The sequence below is a fragment of the Neorhizobium alkalisoli genome, from assembly GCF_007829835.1.
GTDB lineage: Bacteria > Pseudomonadota > Alphaproteobacteria > Rhizobiales > Rhizobiaceae > Neorhizobium.
Genome location: NZ_VIWP01000003.1, coordinates 96,415 through 120,747, shown reverse-complemented (window position 1 = coordinate 120,747; position 24,333 = coordinate 96,415). Strand labels below are relative to the sequence as shown.

Genomic DNA, 24,333 nt, shown 5'->3' with positions numbered 1-24,333 from the left:
ATGAAAAAGGGCGGAAACCGGTCCGCCCTTTTCTCATTATCGGTAACCCTGGATCAGGCCTTGGTAACCTGCTTGTCGTCCGTCGCTTCCGGCTTGTGGGCGCGGTGGCGGGTGCGCCAGTCGCCGAGGAAGAGCAGGATCGGTGCTGCGATGAAGATCGACGATGCACCGGCCACGAGAATGCCGAACACCATCGGGATCGCGAAGCTGGCAACGGCACTGCCGCCCCAGATCGCCATCGGTACAAGCGCCAGGAAGGCGGTCGCGTTGGTATAGATGCTTCGTGCCAGGGTTTCGTTGATCGACTTGTCGATCAGTTCGCGCAGCGGCATCGACTTGTAGAGCCGCATGTTTTCACGCATGCGGTCGTAGACCACGACCTTGTCGTTGACCGAGTAGCCGACCATCGTCAGGACTGCTGCGATGGCCGTCAGGTTGAAGTCGAGGCCCGTAATCGCGAAGAAGCCGATCAGCTTGGTGATATCAAGCACCAGCGTGATGATGGCGCCGACCGCAAAGGGCCATTCGAAGCGGACCCAGATATAGATCAGCATCGCGACGCTGGCGATGAAGACCGACAGGAAGCCTGCCGTCTGGAGTTCGCCGGAAACCTTCGGACCGACGACGTCGGTGCCCGACACGGTTGCCGTCGGATCGATCTTGACGACTTCATCCTTCAGCTTGGTGACGGCTGCGGTCTGCGCTTCCTCGCCGCCTTCCTGGCGCTGGGCGCGGACAAGCAGGCTGTTGGCATCACCGAAGGACTGCAGCGTGATTTCACCAAGGCCGAGCGTATTCAGGCCTTCGCGGAACTTTGCGAGATCGGCCGTCCCTTGCGTGCGGACGGACATCTGGATGCCGCCGCGGAAGTCGACGCCGTAATTGAGGCCCGGATGGAAGAACAGCACGACCGAGGCGAGCGACAGGAGGGCGGAAACGCCCACGCCGAAGAAGCGCGCCTTCATGAACTGGATGTGCTTGTCGTAGGGGTTGAACGGGATGAGCGGACGGATGTTGATCGTCTTCATCTTCATGCGGCCGGCAAGCGCGATCATCGAAACGCGGACGAAGGCGACCGAGGTGAACATGGAGATGATCAGGCCGAGCGCCATCGTGACCGCGAAGCCACGGACCGGGCCGGAGCCGAAGTAGAAGAGGATGGCGGCGGCGATCAGGGCGGTAACATTGCCGTCGATGATCGTCGAATAGGCGCGGTTGAAGCCGGTGTCGATCGCAGCAAAGGCGCTTTTGCCCTTGCGCGATTCTTCGCGGATACGTTCGTTGATCAGAACGTTCGCGTCGACCGCAAGACCGATGCCGAGAACGATACCGGCGATACCCGGCAGGGTCAGCGTTGCGCCGACCAGGGTCAGGGCCGAGAAGGTCAGGATCGTGTGGATGATCAGCGCGATATTGGCAAGGAGACCCCAAGTGCCGTAGAGCGCGAAGATGAAGGCGATGACGAGGACGAGGCCGATCAGACCGGTATAGATACCCATCTGGATCGCGTCGGCGCCAAGGTCGGCACCAACCGTGCGCTCTTCGATGACCGTCAGCTTGGCCGGCAGCGAGCCGGCGCGCAGCAGGGCCGAGAGCGTCGTGGTTTCTTCAGGCGTGAAGCTGCCCGAAATCTGGCCCGAACCGCCGGTGATCGGCGTCTGGATGACTGGCGCGCTCAAAACCTTGTTGTCGAGAACGATGGCAAAGGGCTTGCCGACATTGGCCTGTGTGATCTGCGCAAAGCGTGCGGCACCGGCGGTGTCAAAGCGGAAGGTGACGATCGGCTGGCGGGACTGCTGGTCGAAGGCGGCGCGCGCATCGGTCAGGCGGTCGCCCGAGAGTTCGACGCGATCGAGAACCGGATACTGGTTGCCGCGCTCGTCCGACAGCATGGTGACGCCGGGCTGGCCCTGGTCGCCGAGAAGGTGGAAGCTCATCTTGGCGGTGGAGCCAAGCAGCTGGCGCAGGCGGGTCGGATCCTGTTCGCCCGGCAGCTGGACCAGGACGCGGTCGGAGCCGATGCGCTGGATCGTCGGTTCGGCAACGCCGACCTGGTCGATACGTTGGCGGATGATTTCAAGGCTCTGCTCGACGGCGCCGGTGATATGGGCGTTGATGCCGGCTTCGGTCTGGGCGATCGAAATCGAATTGTCGCTCGGCGTGGAGATCGCGAGATCGCTTGCGCCGACCGAGGTCGTGGTGGTGATCGGGTTGGACAGCGTCTGCAGCTCGGTCACGGCCTGGGCGCGCTGGGCCGGATCACGCAGCGTCACGACAACCGCGTCGCCAGCGCGGCGGATTGCCGAGGTCTGGATGTTCTTTTCGCGCAGGATGCGGCGGCTTTCCTGAAGCAGGCTCTGGACGCGTTCGTTGATCAGATCGGCACGATCTACTTCGAGAACGAGGTGCGAGCCGCCGCGGAGGTCGAGACCAAGCGAAACGCGGCTATGCGGCAGCCAGGACGGCATGCGGTCGAGCACCGATTGCGGGACCGCATTCGGCAAGGCAATCAGAATGCCGATAAAGATGACGATGGCGTAGGTCGCCACCAGCCAACGGGAATTTCTCATGTCTATCAATCCTGCTTGGCCCAGGTCACGCAGCGTCGGCGGTCACGGGCAGATATGCTTTTCAAGTCGTCAGGTGCGTCAGATGACAGCTTCCGGGCAAGGCGGCGCGCGGGGCAGGGGGGCGGGCCAGAAATCGGTCGGGCTTCTGACAAAGGCGATTGTCGCCGGCTTGGCGAGCTTGAAGGCCGAAAATGCAGTGGACCAGGCGGCGGGCGGTGCGGCAGCATCGGCATTCTGCCAATGGTTTGCGCCGGCATCGCGCCGTTCCAGAACAACGATCGCGCGTATCGGATCGCGTCGCGAAATCTGCTGACCGTCGGCCTTGTTGGAAGAATGAACGCTGCGTTCGGCCTGGCTTTCACGGGTGCCGACCGAAAACAGGCCGATCATCGCGATCAGAAGAGCTGCGGCAAGGACGGACCAGCGCGACAGGGCTTTTTCCTGCGCGTTCTGCGTCACCTCAAGTGCTTCCCCTGGAAACACTGCCATCCCAAACCCGCTCCGGATCGTTCACGTAAGCCGAAGTGCCTGCTTCGGAAGAATGCCCGCTTCTAAAGGAGTGGTCTGCCATGGTCAATGAAGTCTTGAGCCGGGCCTTTCCCGTCCTTGTGTCCGAATTCCGTGCCGGATCTCGCCCGAGTAGGAATTCAGGACGGGGCTCACCAACTCTCTCGAGTAGTGGGTCCGCGAGCCCCTAACCGGCTTCATGCCGGCTGAGGTTCAAGTAGCGGCGGTTTCGAAACCGGTTCAATCGCGTTGTCGCCGCGATCCAGTGAAAGTGAAGCTGATGGTGAAGAAGGTTTAAAATGGTGTTTCAGTCGCGGACATATTGTCCGGAAGCGGGAAAGAAAAAGCCCCGCAGTCTGTCTAGATCTGCGGGGTCTTATTGAGTTACTTCTTATCTAGATAAATGCTTCAGGCCGACTGTATCAGCGGCAGTACTTCGACAAAGCCGTGATAGATCATAGTGATCGCCACATAGACAATGACTGCAAGGCCGAGATAGGCGATCCAGCGGTAGCGGTTGAGAAGCTTTGCGACGAAGTTGGCGGCAACACCCATCAGCGCGATCGACACGATGAGGCCGATGATCAATACGGTCGAATGTTCCTGAGCGGCACCGGCGACGGCAAGAACGTTGTCGAGCGACATGGAAACGTCGGCGACGACGATCTGCATGGCAGCCTGAAGGAAAGTCTTCTGGGGCTGGTTTTTGGCGGCGGCTTCGAGCTGGTCTTCGGCACTGACGGCGTCATGGGCACGCAATTCCCCCCACATCTTCCAGCAGACCCAGGCAAGCAGAAGGCCGCCGAGAAGCTGAAGCCCGACAATGCCGAGCAGATAGGAGGTGACGGCGGCAAAGATCAATCGCAGCACGGTTGCCGCGATGATGCCGAACAGGATCGCCTTCTGCCGGATATTTTCAGGAAGGCCGGCCGCAGCAAGGCCGATGACGATGGCGTTGTCGCCGGAGAGCACGAGGTTGATCGCAATGACCTCGACGAGTGCCGCCAAGCCCGCTGCCGTAAAAAGTTCCATCATGAATACGGACCCGATATGGATTGAAGAGGTGGGATTTCCTTCTATTCACGTCTTTGTGTGTTCCGACAAGCCTTTCGGTGCGACGATTTGACATCAATTCTTCGCCCGCTGCGTGCAATTGCGTGATCTCCTGGAATTTCCGGTGCTCCGATGGGGCAAAAGATCAACCACAGCGCGGTGCAGCCATGCCTCGCGATGCCTTGCCGGGACGAAGAGGCTTTCATATATCGCGCCTATATCGTGTTGCATGGCTGCAACCGTGGTGGATGTGGGCGATTCGCATGAATGCGAAAACTGCCTTCTTATCTGTTGGGAGATTTTCATGGCGCCGCAGAAACCTGCCGTTCTGATTGTCGAGGACGAGCCGCTGATCCGCTTTTCGACACTGGATGCTCTGGAAGATGTCGGGCATCTGGTTTTCGAGGCCGGCAATGCCGACGAGGCCATGGTGCTGTTTCGCAATCACGATGAGATCGGCGTGCTTTTCACCGATGTCGACATGCCGGGTTCTATCGACGGAATCCAGCTGGCGCGGCGGATCAGGGCCATTCGCCCGAGCATGGCGATCATCATCACCTCGGGTGTCGTCAATCTCGATCCGGCCCTGTTGCCGGCGAATACGATCTTTCTGCCAAAACCCTATCAGCATGATGCCCTGCTGACGGCGATCTACGAACTGGCGGCCTGATCGCCTTGCCTCGAGGCGATCGAGGGAACCGATGATCGTCAATCCGGTTTACCTGCCAGCCAGAGCTGGAGGAGCCGGAAATGAGGTTTTGCGAATATTCGGGAAAAGCCTTGCTGTTCCTGCCCTGCATGCGCGCCGATGCGGCATTGCCAATCGGCCCCGGCACAAATCCCTTTACTCGCGTTCAATCTCTATTAGTCTGGTAGTGATTGCGAATGACCGGTCTCAAGACTCGATGCCCGGTTTCAATGCGGCCTTTTACCAAGCGGGATGAGGAGTGTGCACGTGACCTATGACGTCGTGATCGTCGGAGCCGGATTTTCGGCAATCGCCCTGACCATCAATCTGCTGCGCACTCTGCCGCCATCGGCCTGTATCGCAGTCGTGGGGGATGACCCCGGTTTTGGTCGGGGAACGGCCTATCGCACGGAATTCCATCTGCACCGGCTCAATGTGCCGGCAGCGCGGATGAGCATGTTTCCCGACAAGCCCAATGATTTCGTCGATTGGCTGCGGCGCAATGGCAAGCCTGTCTTTGCCGAGGATTTCGCCTGTCGCGCCGATTACGGGCTTTATCTGCGCGATACGCTCGCAGCGCTTCTGCGCAACAGGCAGCGTGCGGATGTCGATTTCATCAAGGCGAAGGCGATCTGCTGCACACGGCGCGAGGGGAGCGAACTCGTCTTCAATCTCGACAGCGGTACGATGCTGCGGGCATCGAATGTGGTTCTGGCGCTCGGCGTCGGCAGTGCAGGACTTCCTGCCGCTGCGGCGGAACTTCCGTTGCGGTCGCGCGAACGCGTGATCGAAAATCCCTGGCGGCTTGGATGGCTTTCGCGGGTCAGGCCCGATGACGAGATCTGTATTCTCGGCTCGGGATTGACCATGATCGATCAGGTCCTGTCGCTGCGGGAACACGGACATCGTGGCCGGATCAGCGTTCTTTCGCGCCGTGGACTTGTGCCACACGGGCACCTGGCGAGACGGGAAACGCCCGAGCCGCCGGTTCTGCCCAATAGCGGAGATATCAGCGGCCTGCTCCGTGCCATGCGCCAGCAGGTAAAGCAGGGTGCACCTTGGCGCGCGGTTGTCGACGGCTTGCGGCCGCAGACACAGGCTCTGTGGCAAAGCCTGACACGCGAGCAGCGGTCCCGTTTTCTCCGTCATGGTTTTGCCTGGTGGAATATTCATCGCCACCGGATCGCGCCCGAGGTCGCCGCCCGTTTCGGCGCGCTGGTCGAGGATGGTACGGTTTCTGTTCATGCCGGTTATATCAAGGGCATGACGGGTGAGGGTGATCGCTGCCGTATCGATTACCGGCCGCGGGGTACCGACGTGTCTGCTTCCCTGAGTGCCGATTGGGTCGTCAATTGTACGGGTATGGAACGGGCAGGCATTGCTCATTCACCGCTTCTGCAGGCGATGCGCGACGGTGGCATGCTGGCAACCGATCCACTCGGGCTCGGTATCTGCGTCGATCAGCGGTCGCAGGTTCTCGGTCCGGATGGCGGGCGTCAGGCGGGTGTCTATGCGGTTGGTGCGCTGACGGCGGGGCAATTCTGGGAAATCACCGCGGTGCCGGATATCCGTGCGCAGGCACAGGATCTCTCTGTCGTCATTGCCGATGAAGTGGCAAAGGCATTGCCGCGCGCGGCGCAGAGAGCCTGATAAAACCGTTGCAGCACACGCCTTTACTTTCCTGACGGTCATTGCGATCAATGACGTCCTGTAGAAGGTAGAGGAGCGTGCCGTGACGATCGAAGACGATATTGCAAAGATCGCTTATCAGGAGGCGGAGCTGGTATTCGACCGGTTCGATCTGAGCGACGCCTGGGACCTCGGGTCGCTTCTACGAAACATGGCGCATGCGCAGAATCTGCCGGTTGCACTCGATGTCCGGCTGCATTCGATGCCGGCTTTTTACGCCGCTCTTCCCGGTTCTTCGCCTGACAATGAATTCTGGGTTCGCCGCAAGCGCAATCTCGTCCTGCGTTTCTTCCATTCGAGCTATGGGATCGGCCGCAAGCTCGAAAAGCAGGAGACCTCGCTTGAGGAAAAATTCGGCCTGCCTTCCGCGGAATACGCGGCGCACGGCGGCAGTTTTCCGATCAAGGTCCGAAATGTCGGCTGCATCGGTGCGGTGACCGTGTCCGGCTTGCCGCAGCGGGATGATCACCGTGTCGTCATCGATGCGCTTTGCATTCTGCTCGACAGGAATAATGCGGAATTCCAGATGGACTGAGCGGCGAGCCTCCATGAGAATCCCGCCGCTTGAAAATCGTCTGCCTGGGATGCCGAATTATCGGCGGATCATGCGGCCGACCGCGATCAGGATACATGCGCCGATGAAGCCGGCGATGAGATAACCGATCCAGCCGCCAAGCACGACGCCGAACACGCCGAGAATGGCATTGGCGACGATCGCGCCGACAATGCCCAAAATGATGTTCATGAAGATGCCCATATTGCTCTTCATGAACTGTTCGGCGAGCCAGCCGGCAATGCCGCCGATGATGATGGCTGCGATCCAGCCGATGCCTGCGTCTTCCATGACCTTACCCTCGCTGTTGAACTGACGGCTGGTAACGTCAAAAATGTTCCAAGGTTCCTTGGCAATTGCATCTGAGTGCCTCCTTAATCCTTGAGGCGTCCTTTTCTTCGCCTTGAACTGTCTCTATTTTCGCGCCGAATCCTGATCTCGAGCGAAGAGTAGAGAATTGGCGAACGTGCATATTTCCGGCTTCCTTCCGCGCGCAATGCAGTCCTTGCGTATTGCTTTCCTGGTCATGATCGTGGCGGCAAGCTGCATGCTTTCGGTCATGCCATCGGCCGTGCTGGCGCAGCAGGCTGGGCCGGATGCCAAGGTGACGGTCGATTCGATCAATCAGCAGATGAAATCGAAGATGGACGCGATCAAGCAGCAGCTTTCGCGCTTCCAGTCCCGGCTCAACGACGATTCCCAGGACGACGCCAAGCTTGCGCAACTGCGGGCGCAGGCCGAGGACATCGTCGCTGCCATGCGGGAAGCCTCGGAATCGATGAAGGCGCGTGTCGAGCAGATCCAGGCGCGGCTCACCAGCCTCGGCGAGCCACCGGCCGCAGGCCAACCGGCCGAGGCGCCGGCCGTGGTCGAGGAGCGCTCCAAGCTCGAGAACGAACGCTCGGAACTCAACCTGATCGTCGACGACGCCAACAGCCTTTCCAACAGCGCGACGCATCTCGCCAACAGCATTACCAACCTGCGCCGCACCCTGTTCGCCCAGACGCTGTTCCGTCATACGGAACTGAGCGGTGATCTTTTCCAGGATGCGGGCACTGCCTTTGTGGCCGAGGTCGGCAATTTCGGCTCGACCTTCGGTAGCTGGATCAGCTTCGTGCTGCGGTTCAAGGCTTGGCAGCTTCTCGGCGCGATCGCGCTTTCGCTCGGCGCGGCGATGATTTTTCTGTCGGGCGGTTACCGGATCTTTGGCCGCTTTCTTCGCCGCAATGGTGGTGGCGATACATCCTATATCCGGCGGCTGTCGGTCGCCTTCTGGTCGACGGTCGTGCAGACAGTGTCGGTCGCGGCGTTTCTCGTCTCGTCCTATCTTTTCCTGGACGGCTTTAATGTTCTGAGGCCGGATATCGCGCCGATCATCGCGACCCTGTTCGGCTTCATCTGGTTCATTTCCTTCGTCTGGAAGCTGACCTATGGCGTGCTGGCACCTGGCGAGCCGGAATGGCGGCTGGTGCGCATCACCAACAGGGGCGCCTGGCTGCTGACGGTTGCCGTTCTCGTCATGGCCGTCGTCAACAGCCTCGATTATCTGCTCGGCGCCATCAGCATCGCCCTGAGCTCGCCGCTGGTGCTGACGATCGCCAAGAGCTTGATCGCTTCCGTGATCGTCGGCCTGATTCTGATCGCGATCTCCTTCGTGCGGCCGAGGCTGAATGAAGATGAAGATCCGGATTCGGCCGGCCATGCCTGGCCGCGGGTGTTTTCGATCCTGCTTCGTGTCGCGGGCGGCCTGCTGATCTTCGCCGTGCTGACCGGCTATGTCGGCCTTGCGCGCTTCGTCTCGACCCAGATCGTCCTGACCGGCGCCGTCGCCGTGCTGGTCTATCTCGGCTTCCTCTCGGGCAAGGCGATTTCCAAGCAGGGCGCGTTCAAGAATACCACGATCGGCCGACGCCTGGCGGAGAAGCGGCATTTCAGCGAAGTTGCGCTCGACCAGACGGGTCTTGTTGCCGGTCTCAGCATCTATGCGGTCGCACTGCTGTTCGGCATTCCGCTTATTCTTCTGACCTGGGGCTTTCAGCCCGCCGATATCGAGAGCTGGTTCTTCCGCTTCTTCACCGAAATCCGGATCGGCAATGTCTCGATCTCGATCGTCGGCATTTTCGGCGGCGTCCTGCTCTTTGCGCTCGGTTACATCGTCACTCGCTGGGTTCAGAAATGGGTCGACGGCAATGTCATGGCGCGCAGCCAGGTCGATCTCGGCGTGCGCAACTCGGTCAAGACCGGCATCGGTTATCTCGGCGTGGGCTTGGCCGTGATCGTTGGCGTCTCGGCGGCGGGCATCAACCTGTCGAGCTTCGCGCTCGTCGCCTCGGCCCTCTCGGTCGGTATCGGTTTCGGTCTGCAGAACATCGTGTCGAACTTCGTCTCCGGCCTGATCCTGCTCGTTGAACGGCCGTTCAAGGTCGGCGACCATGTCGTGACCGGCGCCAATGAAGGCATCGTCAAGCGCATCTCCGTGCGTGCGACGGAGATCGAAACCTTCCGCAAGCAGTCGATCATCGTGCCGAATTCCGACCTCATCAACTCGCCGGTCGGCAACTGGACCCATCGCAACAGGATCGGCCGCTCGGAAGTGCCGATCTCGGTCAGCCATGATTCCGATCCGCAGAAGGTGATGGATATTCTTCTGGAGCTCGTCGACCAGATCCCGGAAGTGCTGCGCAACCCCGAGCCGCATGTGGAATTCCTGAGCTTCGGTGCCTCGGCGCTGAATTTCGAGCTGCGCTTCCATCTCGCCGACATGGGTGACGGATTGCGGATCCGCAACAACCTCAGGATCGCCATCCTCAAGCGTTTTCGCGAGGAGCATATCGAAATCCCGTTCCCGCAGCAGGAGATCGTTTTCCATCGTGGAAAGCCGATATCGGCAGATGAAGACGCGGATATGCGTGGCGGCGCATGATACGACTGTGACCGGACTGTAAAAAACAAGTCATGTAAGTCGGGCTGTCAAGTAAGAGATCATTGACCTTGATCGACGGCTCGTACGTGGCCGTTGATATATATACAGAAATCGCCGCCGCGATTAACGGTTCTGCAAATCGTTTGCTCTAGAGATACTTGCATAGGGACAGTATCATCAGGGTAGGGGTATCCATGGCATTCCTCGGTATTTCTGGCATGCAGTATGCAGGCGAGTCTTTGGCGGGTTCGAGAATATTGCTTGCCGAGGACTCGAACGTCTTCACGTCGATGATCGGAACGCGCATGAAGGAGCTGTTCGGCATCGAGGTCGAGATCTGCCGCAATTTCGAGGAATTGCAGCTGGCTTATGACCGCTCGACCGATCCGGTCACCCTTGCGATCTCCAACATCAACCTGCCGGGCGCCGAAAACGGCGAGGCACTTGAATATCTCGTTGATCTGTCGATCCCGACCATCGTCTTTACCGGCACCTTTCACGCGGAAACCCGCGACAAGCTGCTCGCCAAGGACATCGTCGATTACATTCTCAAGGACAATGTCTTTGCGGTCGAGATGCTGGCGGAATCGGTCTGCCGCTTCCTTACCAACCATCGCCACCATGTGCTGATCGTCGATGACAGCCCGACGGCGCGCGCTCTGCTTTCGAGCCGCCTGAAGCGCTACAATTTCCGCGTCAGCGTTGCCGAGAACGGCGCCAAGGCGCTGGAAATCCTCAAGAAGAGCCCGGATATCGGCCTGGTCGTCACCGATTACAACATGCCGGATATCGATGGTTTCGAACTGACCCGTCGCATCCGCTCGGTCCGCGGTTCGCATGAGCTGCGCATCATCGGCGTCTCGTCTTCTTCCGACCGGCTTCTGACGGCGCGTTTCCTCAAGGCCGGCGGCAACGACTTCATGCTGCGTCCGTTCATCGACGAGGAATTCTATTGCCGCGTCAACCAGAACCTCGACACGCTGATCCAGATCTGGTCGCACAGCTCCAAGAAGGCAGCTCCGGCTGTCAAGAACGTCGCGTAATCATCGCGGAATTTTGCAATGCCTTATATCGAGAGCCAGTTGCCGCGAGACGTGAGTGCCGATCTTGGCGGCGTGTTATCGCAAACGGCCGGCGCGTTCACGGCAGGCGGATCGCCTGCCGAAGATTGCCTGACAGGTCTTCCGACGCTCAGGGAATTTTATCGCCAGGCTGCTCCCATCGTTGAGGCTTGTCTGGCGGCAGGCGAGCCTGTGGCTGTCGCGATCGTTGATATCGACCACTTGCAGCGGATCAATGACGGTCACTGCATGGATGTCGGGGATCGGGTTATCACGTCGATTGCGCGGCATCTGAAGGGGGCTGTGGCCCGGACGCCCTATCTCGTCGCCCGCCTTGGCGAGGAAGAGTTCGGCCTTCTGCTCGTTCGTTGCGACGATGCTGCTGCGACGGAATTCTGCGAGACGCTGCGCCGGGATATTTCCGGGATCACGGTGAATGCGGGTGATGCGGATGTCGCCGTTTCCGTGTCGATCGGCGTTGCTGAAATCTATGGGCCGGAAACGTTCGACAACTATCTGAATGCCGCCGAACAGTTTCTGTTCATGGCCAAGTGCAACGGCCGCAATCAGGTCTTTTCCGACCACACGATGCTGGCCGGGATGCACTGATAACAAATAGCCATCTGCATTTCCATGCCGATGGCTATCTCGCTTTCGAAAACCCGATCAGACGACGACGCCGGTGCGTGACGTGTTCATCGTCAGCTTGCGTTCAGCGCGCTCCTGCTGCGGCGAGCGGTTATAGACTTCGCGGTAGCATTTGGAAAAATGCGAGGCCGAAACGAAGCCGCAGGCAACCGCCACTTCCACGACCGGCAGGGATGACTGCACGAGAAGGTGGCGGGCGCGGTCGAGGCGAATTTCCAGATAATAACGAGCCGGCGAGCGGCCCATTTCCTGGCGGAACAGGCGTTCGATCTGGCGGCGCGACAGGCCGACATCGTCGGCGATCTCTACCAGAGACAGCGGCTCGGCGAGATTGTTTTCCATCAGCTCGATGATCGACAGCACCTTGGAGTTCTGTACGCCGAGACGTGCTCGCAGCGGCAGGCGCTGGCGGTCATGCGGGTTGCGGACGCGGTCGGTCAGCTGCTGCTCGCAGACGCGGTTAACGAGGTTCTCGCCGAAATCCTGGCCGATCAGGTTCAGCATCATATCGAGCGAGGCGGTACCGCCGGCGCAGGTGTAGAGATTGCTGTCGACCTCGTAGAGATCGGCATAAACTTCAGCCTGCGGAAAGGCTTCCGCAAAACCGGGCAGGTTTTCCCAGTGAATGGCGCAACGCTTGCCGTTCAGCAGGCCTGCCTGGGCCAAGACATGGGCGCCTGTGCAGAGGCTGCCGACGGCGATGCCGCGATTATAGGTCTCGCGCAGCCAGGCATTGACCGACTTGTTCTGGAATTCCTCGACATAGATGCCGGAACAGACGAGAACCATGTTAGGACGGTTCTCGCCACCGAGATGGCGGCGCTCGTCGGCGAGCGAGGAATTGACTTCGATACCGATACCGCTCGACGAGTAAACCTTCTCGCCATCGGCGGAACAGAGCCGCCAGGAATAGGCTTCGTAACCGAGCATGCGGTTTGCAATGCGCAGCGTCTCGACGGCAGCCGAGAAAGGCAGCATGGTGAAATGCGGCACCAGGAAAAACACCAGCGAGCGCTTCTTTCCCGGACCTCTGCTTGTTACGTCCATGTCGTCGTTCCCCTTTGACGGTCATTTGCTGACTGTCTTCTTTAAAAACGACATTGCCATGGAAAAAGATGGCGGAGAAGGACTTTTGACGACAGGCCGATTACATTTTTGCGACATGGGGAGGTCGCAGGGGCGGCATTTTTTAACGAGGCGAATGATCGTCCTGCACGGTCCGGTTGCAGAGTGCAGCCGGAACCGGCAGGGCTTATTCGATCAGTGCCGCAGCGTGACTTCGTCGCTGGCAGGCCAGCCGATATCCTTGCGGATGTCAACGGGGAGGCCTTCCAGCATCCTTTCCGTCTTGCGGCGATTCCAGTTGTCGATCAACCGCAGAGCGGCGGCATGCAGCTTTGCGCCATAGGAGGGGGACGAAGCCTGGACCGGCAGACGGCCGCCTTCCCGAAGGGTGATGATGGTCATGGCAGTTCTCCTTGGGTGTATCCATGCGCGATGTCCGACTGGGAGAATGAACACCGGCAATTCATCAATCAATCAGATGGACGTGATGTCTCTTATGAATTTCTGTTGCGCTTTGTGGCGCTCTTCATCTGATGCTTGCTAATATGGGTTGTGTTTGACTTTCAATCAAACGAAATGATATGGTCTTTAAATTCAGAATTTTTGATGGAGAAGGTCATGACCGTTCCGTTTCGTTCGCCGCTTCCGCTGCTCGATAACGACATTTTGCGGACCTTCGTGGCGATTGCCGAGACAGGCAATTTTTCCACCGCAGCCGACGCGGTGCTGCGCACGCCGTCCGCCGTCTCCATGCAGATCAAGAAGCTCGAAGAGCAGCTGAAGACGACGCTTTTTCTGCGCGATGCCCGTTCGGTGACGCTGACGCAGAATGGCGAGCTGCTTTTATCCTATGCCCGGCGGATGCTTGCGCTTTCGAACGAGGCCTATTCGCGTTTCGTCATGCCGGAAATGTCGGGTGTCGTCAGGCTGGGGGCGCCGGATGACATTGCCGAGCGCATCCTGCCAAAACTGCTCAAGGACTTTGGCGAGAGTTTTCCGAGCATCATGATCGATGTCACCGTCGATCAGAGCCTGCAGCTCAGGAAGCGGATGGAGGAGCAGAGGCTCGACCTGACGCTGATCAACTGCGCGACACGGCCGTTTCCGACGATCGGCGAGGTGATCCACACGGAAAAGCTCGTCTGGGTCGGGGCGAAGTGCGGCACGGCTTATCTGCGCGATCCGTTGCCGATTTCCGTCTGGGAAGAGGGCTGCGTCTGGCGTCAGGATGCGATTGCGCAGATCGACAAGATCAAGCGTGCCTATCGCATCGCCTATGCCAGCGCCCATACGATGGCGCAGCGCGCGGCCGTGGTTTCGGATCTGGCGATCGCGCCATTGCCGCGCTCATACGTAACGGAAGACATGCAGATTCTTGGCGCCAAGGAAGGGTTGCCGGAGCTGATCAGCTTCGACATCCGCCTTTTGACCGCACCGCAGCTTTCTGCGCCGGCCAAGGCCGTGGCGGAAAGCATGCGGGATGCGTTCGGATCGATGATCGCGGCTGCGGCCTGAGGATCAATCGCGGCTTCTGCGCCGGCGGCGGCCACCGTCGCCGGTATCTCCGCCACCTGCCTTCTTCTCTGGTAGCGTGACGACTGCGGCTAGATGTGGAAAAGCATCGACCTTGTTGGGCAGTGCCATCGCAGCCACAAAATGTTCCTGGAATTTCGATTCGAGCGCCGTCTCGATCTTTTCGATCCGCGTGACGGTCTCCTCGATCTCACGGCGATAGTCGCGGTTGAGCAGGCACATGCGCGCACCGGTTCCGGCCGCATTGCCAACGGCCTTGACCTTGTCGAGGTCGCAATCGGGAATGAGGCCGAGAACCATCGCATATTTAGGATCGATGAACGTGCCGAAGGCGCCGGCAAGGCCGATGCGGTCGACATGATCGACGCCCTGCTTGTCGAGCAGCAGCTTTACGCCGGCATACAGTGCCGCCTTGGCGAGCTGGATGGCACGCACGTCGTTCTGGGTGACAGTAATGCTCTGCTGACCTTCATGCACAAGATAGGAGAAGGTGCGGCCGTTCGGCAGGATGCGGGTGCTGCGTTCGGCCAGTGAGCCGTCGACGACACCGTCTTCCGAGATGATGCCGGCGAGATACATTTCGGCGATCACCTCGATGATGCCGGAACCGCAAATGCCGGTCACGCCGACGGAGCTTGCCGCTTCGGCAAAACCCTGCTCATCCGACCACGGCTCGACGCCGATCACGCGAAAACGCGGCTCCAGTGTCACGGGATCGATGCGGACGCGTTCGATCGCGCCGGGTGCCGCGCGCTGGCCGGAGGAAATTTCCGCGCCTTCGAAGGCAGGGCCGGTCGGCGAAGAGGCGGCAACGACGCGCGTGCTGTTGCCGAGCACGATTTCGGCATTGGTGCCGATATCGACCATCAGCATCATCTCGTCCTGGCGATGCGGGCCTTCCGACAGCGTTGCTGCCGCCGCATCGGCACCGACATGGCCGGCAATGCAGGGGAGAATATAGGTGCGGGTGCCTTCATTCATCGGCAGGCCGATTTCCGAAGATTTGACTTCCACGGCACCGGAGACGGCAAGCGCGAAGGGTGCGCCGCCGAGCTCGGTCGGATCGATGCCGAGAAACAGGTGGTGCATGATCGGATTGCCGACAAAGACGCTGTCGAGAATGTCGGCGCGGGAAATGCCGCCCTCGGCGCAGACCTTGTCGATCAGGCCATTCAGCGTTTCCCGGACTGCGAGCGTCATCGCCTCGCGTCCGTCCGGGTTCATCATCACATAGGAGACGCGGCTCATAAGATCTTCGCCGAAGCGGATCTGCGGGTTGGAGGCGCCGGACGAGGCGACCGTGCGGCCCGACAGGAGCGAGGACAGATGCATGGCGATCGTCGTCGAGCCGATATCGCAGGCAATGCCATAGGCCTCGTTCTTGAGGCCTGGATAAAGGGCAACCAGGCGGGCGGGCAGGCCGCCGCGATCATGGTGGATCGCGGCCGTCACCTTCCACTCGCCCTTGCGCAGGATCTTTTGGACTTCCGGGATCAGATGGAAATCGACCTCGATCTCGTCGAAATGCCAGTCAGTGGCGATCGCCACTTTCAGCCGGTCGAGATCGCCGAGCGGCTTTTCCATGTCGGGTTCCTCGACCTCGACATAACACATGCGGATTGCCGGATTGCGGTCGAAGACGCGCTCGTCGGCCGCCTTGCGGACGACCTGGGCGTTGATGACCGTATCCTGAGGCACGTCGATGACGAGATCGCCAAGAATCTGCGCCGAACAGGAGAGACGGCGTCCGGCGGGCAGGCCGCGGACGCGGTCATAGCGCTCTTCCTTCGGTCCTACGGGCGAAAGATGATCGTCGGACGAGGTGATCCCGTGCTTGGCAAAATTGCCTTCCTGCACGGAGACCTGACAGCGCCCACAGGTGGCGCGACCGCCACAGACGCTCTCGACATAAACGCCAAGCTGCCGGGCGGCTTCCAGAACCTGTGTGCCAACCGGAAACCGGCCACGCTTGCCGGACGGCATGAAGAGGACGAGGGGATCTCTTTCGGAAATATCGGCCATGCTGGGTCTGCTTATTCCGTCCGTGCCCCAGCACCCGCGCGGGCCGCACGGCCGCCGCGACGACCGCTGGAAGCGGCGGGTGCTGCAGTTGCTGCTACGGCGCCGCCTTCGGCAGGCTTGTAATCACGATAGGTCATGATCCAGTTGCCGCAGTTCTGGTCGGTACCGTTCAGCACGTTGGCGGCGCGCACGGCTTCCATTTCCTGGGGACGGCAGGGGTTCATGATGGCGCTGGTCATGCCGGCGCCGATCACCATCGGGATAAAGCCGGCATTGATGCCGTGGCGGTGCGGCAGGCCGAAGGAGATGTTGGAGAGGCCGCAGGTCGTGTTGACCTTCAGTTCTTCACGCAGGCGGCGCAGCAGCGCAAAGACCTGCAGACCGGCGGAGCCGAGGGCGCCGATCGGCATGACGAGCGGATCGACGACGATATCATGCGGCTTGATGCCGTAATCCGCGGCGCGCTCGACGATCTTCTTGGCGACGGCGAAACGCACGTCCGGGTCCATGGAAATGCCCGTCTCGTCATTGGAGATGGCGACGACCGGCACGTCGTATTTCTTGCAGAGCGGCAGGATGGCTTCGAGCTTTTCTTCCTCGCCTGTCACCGAATTGACCAGCGGGCGGCCCTTAGCGACCTTCAATGCTGCTTCGATCGCGGCGGTGACGGAGCTGTCGATCGACAGCGGCACATCGACCAGACCCTGGACGATTTCCATCGTCTGGACGAGCAGGCCCGGTTCGGTCTCGTTCGGATTGACGGAGGTGACGCCGGCATTGACGTCGAGCATGGTGGCGCCGGCCGCGACCTGTTCCAGCGCATCCTTGATGACCGTATCGAAATTGCCCTCGACCATCTCGGCCGCCAGCTTCTTGCGGCCCGTCGGGTTGATCCGCTCGCCGATGACGCAGAAGGGCTGGTCGAAGCCAATGATGATTTCTCGGGTGGCGGATGCGACGATCGTGCGGGTCATGTCTTCCTCCGGCCGGGCGGCCCTTTGTTGTGTATTGGGGCTTCTCTTGGATGTCTGTTCGGATCTCAGGCGGCTTCGCGGCCGCCGGCCTTGACCAGCGCGACCAGCCGTTCCCTGTCATAGGCAGCTTCCAGCTCCGCTGCGGCCGTGTCGGCTTCTGCTTCGAGATCGTCGGAGACCGGGACCGGATCGGCCTTGCGCCATTCGGCGAGATAATCGTCGGTCTCGGCAGCGCCGGTGCGCATGGCGCACATGTCTATCGCCTCGGTAAAGCGTAGCGACAATTCCCGCTTCGCATTCTGGCGACCCTTCTTGATGATCACCTGAGCGGGGATGTCGCGCCAGTAGACGATGATGCGGTCTGCCATGAATTCCTCCGTACCGATCACGCCAGCATGCACCGGCCGGCCGAGCCAGACTGCGCTTGCCACGACGTCGCATGCCGCGAAAAGCGACGTGCTACCAGATACGTTTGGTAATCCCGTAATAGATCCAGGTCCAGATCGTCGGCGGAAAGCGCAAAGCAGATGCGCCCACAGGCTGGAATGGCTTCAGATTTCCGGAGACGGCATCTTCAAGCGCCTGTACGGCGATATCCGTCGCCGAGGCCGTCATCAGCAGCGGGTAGGTGGCCATGGTGTCGTTTTTGGCGGGCGTCAGCCGCTTTTCGTAAAGCGTGCCGCCGGTATCGATACCCTTGTCAACGAGATGCACGGTCGGCCCGAAATTTTTGGCGTCGTTGCCGACCAGCGACCAGTAGCCGCCCATCTGGCCGCGATACATCGGATTGATACCGGCGTGAAAGTTGATGACCGGCCAGGGGATGGCGGCCAGTGTCGCGGGAGACAGGATGCGGCAGGAAATCGTGAAGATCGCGGCCGGCTTTAATTCTGTCACCGCGGCGTGACATGCGGGGTCGTTCAGCGAGGCCACATGGGTGACCGGGATTTTCGGATCGATATCGCCCGACAGGCCGTGTTCGCGAATGATCTCTTCGGAGCGTTTGGCGGCGACGCCTTTGCCGAGACGGGAGGCGATCATCGTCGCCAGCTGACCAAGCGCCGTGAACCAGCCGAAACGGCGGGCGCGGCGTTTTAGAAGCGTCATCTTCGATTCCGGCTGTTCCTCGATGACATGGAGATCCGGAAAATGCCGGGCAAGCGCATTGATCATCACGTGCGGATTGGTTCCGCCTGCGGTCATCACGACGATCCGCGAAGAATTTTTCTGCTGCATCGGTCGCTCCCAAAATGCCGGAGCGAATTGTTGGTCGGAAGCCGAAAAGAAAGCGTTAAGCCGAGCGCAGCGCCGAGGTCAGGTCGCCATAACCGGTGAAACGGTATTCGTATTCCAGGCCAAGATAATCGGCAGCGGCGCGCGCCTTTTCCTGAAGCTCGGCATCCTCTTCCTGGGAAAGATAGACGAGCTTCCGATAATTGCCGAAATACATGTCTTTCAGCTCGGGATGCCGGTCGAGGCCGAGCGGCTCAATGACGAAGGCGCGGAACTGGCGGGCTAGGAAATCGGTGAGGAAAAACGCAAGCAGATCGTCGTCGGCCTTTTCCGCGAAGGCGGCATTGCCGGCGAAAAAGGAGTAACAGTGTGGACCTTCGATCCGGGCAATGCCTTCCTCTTCACAGAGCCGGTCGATGTCTCCGCCGGTTCCGCAATCGGCATAGGCGAAAAAGATCTTTTCGAAACCTGAATGCCGCGCTTCCGCGACTGCCTGGCGCAGCCCGGGCACGATTTTTTGCGGATAGGCATGCCAGATGGCGGGCAGGCAATTGAGGTCGATATGGGCAAGGCCATGCTGGCGACAGACGGCCAGAATTTCCCTAGCGATCGCGCCGCACGCGATCACGTGAACCTTTTCGCGAGTTGAACGTTCCTTGTCCGGAAAATCACTTTCCGGAACAATTTGATCTTCATCCATCGGAGTATTCTATCATGACGGCCAAGACAGTCACGGTGATCGCAGCACTTTTCGCAACGACGGTTTCGCTCAGCTCGTGTGGTAACACCATTCGCGGCATGGGCCAGGATACGGCAAACACCGTCAACGCGACGCAGGCCGCCGGTCATAAGGTTGCCAAGGCCGCCAATTAAGCGGCCCTGTCTTCACGCCGGGCTTCCGGCGCTTCTTCGATCCTCAAGGTCGATCAGGCGCCGGCAGCGAGGCTGTTATGCTTGCGCTTGATGAAATCCTTGGCCGTTTCGACGGTTACGGCGGCATCGCGGCAATAGGCATCCGCGCCAACGGCCTTGCCGAATTCCTCGTTCAGCGGCGCGCCACCGACGAGGACGACGTAATCGTCGCGAATGCCCTTTTCCTTCATCGTGTCGATCACGACCTTCATATAGGGCATGGTCGTGGTCAGAAGCGCCGACATGCCGAGAATATCCGGCTGTTCACGCTCGATCGCTTCCAGATAATTCTCGACAGGATTGTTGATGCCGAGATCGACGACGTCGAAGCCGGCGCCTTCCATCATCATGCCGACAAGGTTCTTGCCAATGTCGTGAATGTCGCCCTTGACGGTGCCGATCACCATCTTGCCGAGTTTTGGCGCGCCAGTGGCTGCCAGAAGCGGCCGCAGAATATGCATGCCGGCCTTCATCGCATTGGCGGACAGCAGCACTTCCGGCACGAAGAGAATGCCATCGCGAAAATCGATGCCGACGATGCGCATGCCTTCAACGAGCGCCTGGGTCAGGACGTCATAAGGCGCCCAGCCGCGATCGAGCAGGATCTGAGTGGCTTCCTCGATCTCTTCCTTCATTCCGTCGTAAAGGTCGTCGTGCATCTGCTGCACGAGTTCCTCGTCGGAAAGCTCCGCCAGAATGATTTCGTCGTCGGACATGATTCTCTCCCGGTTCAAAAAGGCTAGCCGGCCGAAGCCTGACATTTCCCTCTTCTCATTTCTAGCTGCAAAATCGTTCGCCATTTCTTTCGTCTGCGACAGTCCGGCGTCGGAATTGAACCTGAGCGTGACGACCGGCGCGATGTCCGATATGTCTGTCTGCAGCGGCTTTTGGCGCAGACAGACGAGGCTTGCGGCGCAGAATGGCCGACCTCGCAACAGCATGCGCCTAGCATGGCCGTATCAGAGGAAGATGCCCATAACGGGGCACAGGCGAGGAACATCATGGACGAGATCATTCAGGATGCGGAAGTAACCGGCGGCGCAGGCCGGCGTGGGCGTGGCGAGCGCGGTGCTGCTGGACGTCGCGCAGCGCGCTCCGGCGGCGGTCCGGGCTCCTCGCTGCCCTATATCACCCGCAAGATCAACGTTTATGAGGTTCTGGACGAAAAAGGTCTGGAACTGATCGAGAGCAATGCCGACCTCATTCTCGAGGAAATCGGCATCGAATTCCGTGACGATGCAGAAGCGCTCGAGCTTTGGGCCAAGGCCGGTGCGGATGTGCGCGGCGAGCGCGTGCATTTTCCGAAAGGGCTTTGCCGCGAACTGCTGAAAACCGCGCCGAGCGAATTCACCTGGCATGCCCGCAATCCAGAACGCAGCGTCCGCATCGGTGGCAATGCCACGGTGTTTGCCCCGGTCTACGGACCGCCCTTCGTGCGCGACCTCGAAGGTGTCAGGCGCTACGCGACGATCGAGGATTTTCGTAATTTCGTGAAACTCGCCTATATGGCGCCGTCCATGCATTCGTCGGGCGGCACCGTTTGCGAGCCGGTCGATATCCCGGTCAACAAGCGCCATCTCGATATGGTCTACAGCCATATCAAATATTCCGATAAGCCGTTCATGGGCTCGGTCACGGCGCCGGAACGCGCAGAAGACACGATCGCCATGGCAAAGCTGGTTTTCGGGGATGAGTTCGTCGAGAACAATTGCGTGACGCTGAACCTCATCAACGCCAATTCGCCGATGGTGTTCGATGGCACGATGCTCGGCGCGCTGAAGGTTTATGCGCGGCATAACCAGGCTTCGGTCGTGTCGCCCTTCATCCTGTCCGGCGCGATGAGCCCGGTCACGGTGGCAGGCACGCTGACGCAGATCCTTGCCGAAGTTCTGGCCGGCGCTGCGCTGACGCAGCTCATCCGTCCCGGCTCGCCGGTCCTGTTCGGCACGTTTGCAGCCTCGATCTCGATGCAGTCGGGTGCGCCGACATTCGGTACGCCGGAACCATCGCTGGTTTCTTATGGTGCGGCGCAGCTGGCCCGCCGGCTTGGCCTGCCGTTCCGTACCGGCGGCTCACTCTGCGCCTCGAAGGTACCGGACGCCCAGGCCGCTCACGAATCATCGAACACGCTGAACACGACGCTGCTCGCCGGCACCAATTTTGTGCTGCATGCGGCAGGCTGGCTGGAAGGCGGCCTCGTCTCGTCCTATGAAAAATTCATGATCGACCAGGACCAGCTCGGCATGATGCAGAAAATGGCCGAGGGTGTCGATCTGTCGACCGAAGGCCAGGCGCTTGATGCGATCCGTGAAGTCGGACCCGGCAGCCATTATCTCGGCTGCACCCATACGCAGGCGCATTTCCAGACGGCTTTCTATCGCTCGCAGCTTGCCGACAACAATTCCTTCGAACAGTGGGAAATCGAAGGCCAGAAGCGGATCGAGGATCGCGCCAATGCGCTTTGCCGCTCTTGGCTCGACAGCTATCAGGCGCCGGCACTCGACGCCTCGATCGACGAGGCGCTGCTTGCCTTCATCAAGGATCGCAAGGATTCGATGCCCGACGCCTTCACTTGAAGGGAGCCCGATGTCGCCAGGGAGCAAGGCGGTGCGCGGATGGTGGCCGACTTCATTCAGGAAGGCGTCTGGCGTCCGCATTACAAATATGAGGGGCTGCGATGAGCGGTCATGATGTACGAAAGAAGCCGTGATGAGCGGCCCGGCGAAAACGCTTCAATGGATCGAAGAAGCGCTTTCGCCGTATGGCATTCGTTTGCGCGGTGTCGTCAATTTTGAAGCAGGCGGGGGGCCAGTACTCTCCGATGGCCGTCATGCGGCGGCTGTCATCCTGCTCGGAAATATCGGCGGTTCGATCTGGCCGCCGTTTTCGGAGTGGCGGAAGACCTACGATGGTCCCGATCCGCTCGACGCTTTCTCTAAGGCGATGATTCTGCCGCTTGCGAAGGAAATGGGTGCGACCGCCTATTTTCCCTCCGATCCGCCCTGGCAACCGTTCCAGCAATGGGCAAAGCGGGCGGAGGGCATGTCGGGTTCTCCGCTCGGGATATTCATCCATCCGCAATATGGGCTATGGCACGGTTATCGTGGGGCTCTTGGTTTTGCCGAGGCGATTGACGTGCCCCAGGCTGCGACCTTTCATGCCTGCGATCACTGTCGCGAGAAGCCCTGCCTGACGCATTGTCCGGCGGGGGCGGTCACGGCGGCGGGGTTCGATGTCGCGGCCTGCCGAAACTATCTGCGCAGCGATGTCGGGCAGGCGACTTGCATGGTCGAAGGTTGTCGGGCGCGCAATGCCTGTCCGGTCGGGGCCGAATTTCGCTACCCCGCCGAACAGCTTGCCTTTCACATGCAGGCACTGGCGCTCTGAAAAATCAGATATTGGCCTTCGGGTATGCCCGTTCCATCCCGCCCGAAGCCGTCAGGCCATCGCGAAACGCCTGATAGGCGGGGTGCTGGCTGGATCTTGCGGCTTCCGCAAGACGGATCTGCAGACGGGCAGGCGCGGCATTGCCGATCCATTCGCCGCATTTCTTCAGCTTCAGCGAGTTGAGGAAAGGCGCTTCGGATGCCTGGTCGAGATAGAGGTGCAGGCCGTTCACCAGAATGTCGTCGGAGGTCGGGTTGTCCATCAAGAGGATCAGCCAGTCCTGCTGTTCGCGGGAGAGGGTGCTCAGACCCTCTGCCACGGTTTCCCGGTTGCCGATCGGCGAAACGCTGCTCATCTCTTAAAAATCTCCGCTTGGGCTCAGCCCCGGCGGCGGCGCCTTTCACGGCTGCCATCGCCACCCGACTCGCTTGCGGTCTTATTGCGCAGGGGGCCGATCTTGTCGACGATTTCCTCGATGGTCGGGCGCGGGCGCGGCGTATAGTCGTCGAGTGCGGCGCGCATGGCGGCCAGATGCTCGCAGGACGTGCCGCAGCAGCCGCCGATGATCTTTGCGCCGGCATCGCGGGCAAGGCGGGCATATTCGGCCATCAGCGGCGGCGTGCCGGAATAATAGATTTCCGAGCCACGAAATTCCGGAATGCCGCAATTGCCCTTGACGATGGTGATCGCATCGGGGGCGGATGCCGTCATGTCGAGCAGCGAGGACAGGATATCGGATGCGCCGACGCCGCAATTGGCGCCGACCGCGACCGGGCCCTCGCCGATATCCTTGGCAACGGCGTGAATATCCTTGGGGTCGAGGCCCATCATCGTCTTGCCGGCGGTGTCGAAGGAGCCGGTATAGGTATAGGGCAGGCCGACCTTGACGGCGGCTTCCGCCGCAGCACGGATCTCGTCTGCCGAGGACATGGTCTCGATCCAGGCGATATCGATACCGCCGGCCTTCAGGCCTTCCATCTGTTCGGCGAAGGCCGACACTGCATCTTCATAGGAAAGGGCACCGAGCGGAATCAGCAGTTCGCCGGTCGGGCCGACGGAGCCTGCGACGATGACCGGACGGCCTGCCTTGTCGGCAACCGAGCGGGCGATCTCTGCGGCACGTTTGTTGAGTTCGTGGGTGCGGCCTTCCGCCTTGTGCAGTTTCAGGCGATGGCGGGTGCCGCCGAAGGAATTGGTGAGGATGATGTCGGCGCCGGCATCGACGAAATCCTGATGCAGCTTGACGATCTTTTCCGGTGCGGTCTCGTTCCACAATTCCGGCGCTTCGCCGGCTTCGAGGCCGACCGCGAAGAGATTGGTGCCGGTCGCGCCGTCAGCCAGAAGCACGCCTTTTTCGGCGAGAAGTTCGGTCAGTTTGTTGGCACTCGGCATCGCCATCTCCTCTGCGAATGAACAAATCATATAAAGCTTTCTTTATATGGGTTCAAGTTTGGGTAGCGTGTGCAATGCGACGCGGATGCTTCTCATTCCGTCGCGGCCTGATCGAGCCGCGAC

At 60.2% G+C, this 24,333-nt stretch carries 24 protein-coding genes; 10 read left to right on the top strand and 14 right to left on the bottom strand.

Features of this window, described 5'->3' with window-relative positions; all coding sequences use genetic code 11:
- Nucleotides 1-53: 53 nt before the first annotated feature.
- The 3 genes from secD to FHW37_RS11425 form a co-directional block, all read right to left on the bottom strand.
- Nucleotides 54-2,570, bottom strand: a complete 2,517-nt coding sequence (secD, locus tag FHW37_RS11435) for a protein translocase subunit SecD (protein WP_145636345.1) — start codon at nt 2,568-2,570, stop codon at nt 54-56.
- A gap of 78 nt (nt 2,571-2,648) precedes the next feature.
- On the bottom strand, nt 2,649-3,059 hold the full coding sequence (locus FHW37_RS11430) for a hypothetical protein (RefSeq protein ID WP_145636343.1): 411 nt from the start codon (nt 3,057-3,059) through the stop codon (nt 2,649-2,651).
- Nucleotides 3,060-3,485: 426 nt separating this feature from the next.
- Complete coding sequence (locus FHW37_RS11425; RefSeq protein WP_145637982.1) at nt 3,486-4,109, bottom strand: YjbE family putative metal transport protein; 624 nt, start codon at nt 4,107-4,109, stop codon at nt 3,486-3,488.
- Between the two features lie 325 nt (nt 4,110-4,434).
- Between FHW37_RS11425 and FHW37_RS11420 the strand changes: the two genes are divergently transcribed.
- The 3 genes from FHW37_RS11420 to FHW37_RS11410 all read left to right on the top strand — a co-directional run bounded on the left by FHW37_RS11420 (nt 4,435) and on the right by FHW37_RS11410 (nt 7,042).
- Nucleotides 4,435-4,800: a response regulator gene (locus FHW37_RS11420; RefSeq protein WP_145636341.1), complete on the top strand. Its 366-nt coding sequence runs from the start codon at nt 4,435-4,437 to the stop codon at nt 4,798-4,800.
- 279 nt (nt 4,801-5,079) lie between these two features.
- Entirely contained in the window at nt 5,080-6,468 is a 1,389-nt protein-coding gene (locus tag FHW37_RS11415; RefSeq protein WP_186458228.1) for an FAD/NAD(P)-binding protein, read from the top strand.
- Nucleotides 6,469-6,550: 82 nt separating this feature from the next.
- Complete coding sequence (locus FHW37_RS11410) at nt 6,551-7,042, top strand: heme-degrading domain-containing protein (RefSeq protein WP_145636336.1); 492 nt, start codon at nt 6,551-6,553, stop codon at nt 7,040-7,042.
- Between the two features lie 57 nt (nt 7,043-7,099).
- Here the strand turns inward: FHW37_RS11410 and FHW37_RS11405 are convergent, their stop codons facing one another.
- Nucleotides 7,100-7,351, bottom strand: a complete 252-nt coding sequence (locus FHW37_RS11405) for a GlsB/YeaQ/YmgE family stress response membrane protein (RefSeq protein ID WP_145636334.1) — start codon at nt 7,349-7,351, stop codon at nt 7,100-7,102.
- Nucleotides 7,352-7,526: 175 nt separating this feature from the next.
- Here FHW37_RS11405 and FHW37_RS11400 point away from each other — a divergent pair, with 175 nt between their 5' ends.
- The 3 genes from FHW37_RS11400 to FHW37_RS11390 all read left to right on the top strand — a co-directional run bounded on the left by FHW37_RS11400 (nt 7,527) and on the right by FHW37_RS11390 (nt 11,653).
- Nucleotides 7,527-9,983: a mechanosensitive ion channel family protein gene (locus FHW37_RS11400; protein WP_348642844.1), complete on the top strand. Its 2,457-nt coding sequence runs from the start codon at nt 7,527-7,529 to the stop codon at nt 9,981-9,983.
- A 194-nt stretch (nt 9,984-10,177) separates the two neighbouring features.
- Entirely contained in the window at nt 10,178-11,026 is an 849-nt protein-coding gene (locus tag FHW37_RS11395; protein ID WP_145636332.1) for a response regulator, read from the top strand.
- A gap of 18 nt (nt 11,027-11,044) precedes the next feature.
- Nucleotides 11,045-11,653 carry a GGDEF domain-containing protein gene (locus FHW37_RS11390; protein ID WP_145636330.1) on the top strand — a complete coding sequence of 203 codons (609 nt, stop codon included), beginning with the start codon at nt 11,045-11,047 and terminating at the stop codon, nt 11,651-11,653.
- A 57-nt stretch (nt 11,654-11,710) separates the two neighbouring features.
- On the opposite strand, the gene FHW37_RS11385 is transcribed toward FHW37_RS11390, so the two are convergent.
- Both FHW37_RS11385 and FHW37_RS11380 read right to left on the bottom strand, forming a co-directional pair.
- Nucleotides 11,711-12,739 carry a GlxA family transcriptional regulator gene (locus FHW37_RS11385; RefSeq protein ID WP_145636328.1) on the bottom strand — a complete coding sequence of 343 codons (1,029 nt, stop codon included), beginning with the start codon at nt 12,737-12,739 and terminating at the stop codon, nt 11,711-11,713.
- 213 nt (nt 12,740-12,952) lie between these two features.
- Complete coding sequence (locus tag FHW37_RS11380; protein ID WP_145636326.1) at nt 12,953-13,159, bottom strand: hypothetical protein; 207 nt, start codon at nt 13,157-13,159, stop codon at nt 12,953-12,955.
- Nucleotides 13,160-13,333: 174 nt separating this feature from the next.
- Between FHW37_RS11380 and FHW37_RS11375 the strand changes: the two genes are divergently transcribed.
- Entirely contained in the window at nt 13,334-14,272 is a 939-nt protein-coding gene (locus FHW37_RS11375) for a LysR family transcriptional regulator (protein ID WP_432442847.1), read from the top strand.
- Between the two features lie 3 nt (nt 14,273-14,275).
- Here FHW37_RS11375 and FHW37_RS11370 read toward each other — a convergent pair whose 3' ends face one another.
- The 5 genes from FHW37_RS11370 to FHW37_RS11350 form a co-directional block, all read right to left on the bottom strand.
- A complete protein-coding gene (locus tag FHW37_RS11370) occupies nt 14,276-16,312 on the bottom strand; it encodes an ASKHA domain-containing protein (RefSeq protein WP_145636321.1) in 2,037 nt (678 codons plus the stop codon).
- 11 nt (nt 16,313-16,323) lie between these two features.
- On the bottom strand, nt 16,324-17,286 hold the full coding sequence (locus FHW37_RS11365; protein ID WP_145636319.1) for a methyltetrahydrofolate cobalamin methyltransferase: 963 nt from the start codon (nt 17,284-17,286) through the stop codon (nt 16,324-16,326).
- A 65-nt stretch (nt 17,287-17,351) separates the two neighbouring features.
- A complete protein-coding gene (locus tag FHW37_RS11360) occupies nt 17,352-17,654 on the bottom strand; it encodes a virulence factor (RefSeq protein WP_145637980.1) in 303 nt (100 codons plus the stop codon).
- Nucleotides 17,655-17,745: 91 nt separating this feature from the next.
- The gene (locus FHW37_RS11355; RefSeq protein WP_145636317.1) at nt 17,746-18,522 is read right to left on the bottom strand and encodes a formyl transferase; all 777 of its coding nucleotides are present in this window, start codon (nt 18,520-18,522) and stop codon (nt 17,746-17,748) included.
- A gap of 55 nt (nt 18,523-18,577) precedes the next feature.
- On the bottom strand, nt 18,578-19,219 hold the full coding sequence (locus FHW37_RS11350; protein WP_145636315.1) for a DUF1638 domain-containing protein: 642 nt from the start codon (nt 19,217-19,219) through the stop codon (nt 18,578-18,580).
- 14 nt (nt 19,220-19,233) lie between these two features.
- Between FHW37_RS11350 and FHW37_RS11345 the strand changes: the two genes are divergently transcribed.
- Nucleotides 19,234-19,392: an entericidin gene (locus FHW37_RS11345; RefSeq protein WP_145636313.1), complete on the top strand. Its 159-nt coding sequence runs from the start codon at nt 19,234-19,236 to the stop codon at nt 19,390-19,392.
- Between the two features lie 53 nt (nt 19,393-19,445).
- Here FHW37_RS11345 and FHW37_RS11340 read toward each other — a convergent pair whose 3' ends face one another.
- Nucleotides 19,446-20,147, bottom strand: a complete 702-nt coding sequence (locus tag FHW37_RS11340) for a corrinoid protein (protein ID WP_145636311.1) — start codon at nt 20,145-20,147, stop codon at nt 19,446-19,448.
- A gap of 285 nt (nt 20,148-20,432) precedes the next feature.
- On the opposite strand from FHW37_RS11340, the gene FHW37_RS11335 reads away from it, so the two are divergent.
- Together FHW37_RS11335 and FHW37_RS11330 are read left to right on the top strand one after the other, a co-directional pair.
- Nucleotides 20,433-22,007, top strand: coding sequence for a trimethylamine methyltransferase family protein (locus FHW37_RS11335; protein WP_145637979.1), 1,575 nt, complete (start codon nt 20,433-20,435; stop codon nt 22,005-22,007).
- A gap of 133 nt (nt 22,008-22,140) precedes the next feature.
- Nucleotides 22,141-22,818, top strand: coding sequence for a 4Fe-4S dicluster domain-containing protein (locus tag FHW37_RS11330; protein ID WP_145636309.1), 678 nt, complete (start codon nt 22,141-22,143; stop codon nt 22,816-22,818).
- A 4-nt stretch (nt 22,819-22,822) separates the two neighbouring features.
- Here the strand turns inward: FHW37_RS11330 and FHW37_RS11325 are convergent, their stop codons facing one another.
- Nucleotides 22,823-23,173 carry a hypothetical protein gene (locus FHW37_RS11325; protein ID WP_145636306.1) on the bottom strand — a complete coding sequence of 117 codons (351 nt, stop codon included), beginning with the start codon at nt 23,171-23,173 and terminating at the stop codon, nt 22,823-22,825.
- 23 nt (nt 23,174-23,196) lie between these two features.
- Nucleotides 23,197-24,210, bottom strand: coding sequence for a betaine--homocysteine S-methyltransferase (gene bmt, locus FHW37_RS11320; protein WP_145636304.1), 1,014 nt, complete (start codon nt 24,208-24,210; stop codon nt 23,197-23,199).
- Nucleotides 24,211-24,333: the final 123 nt, after the last annotated feature.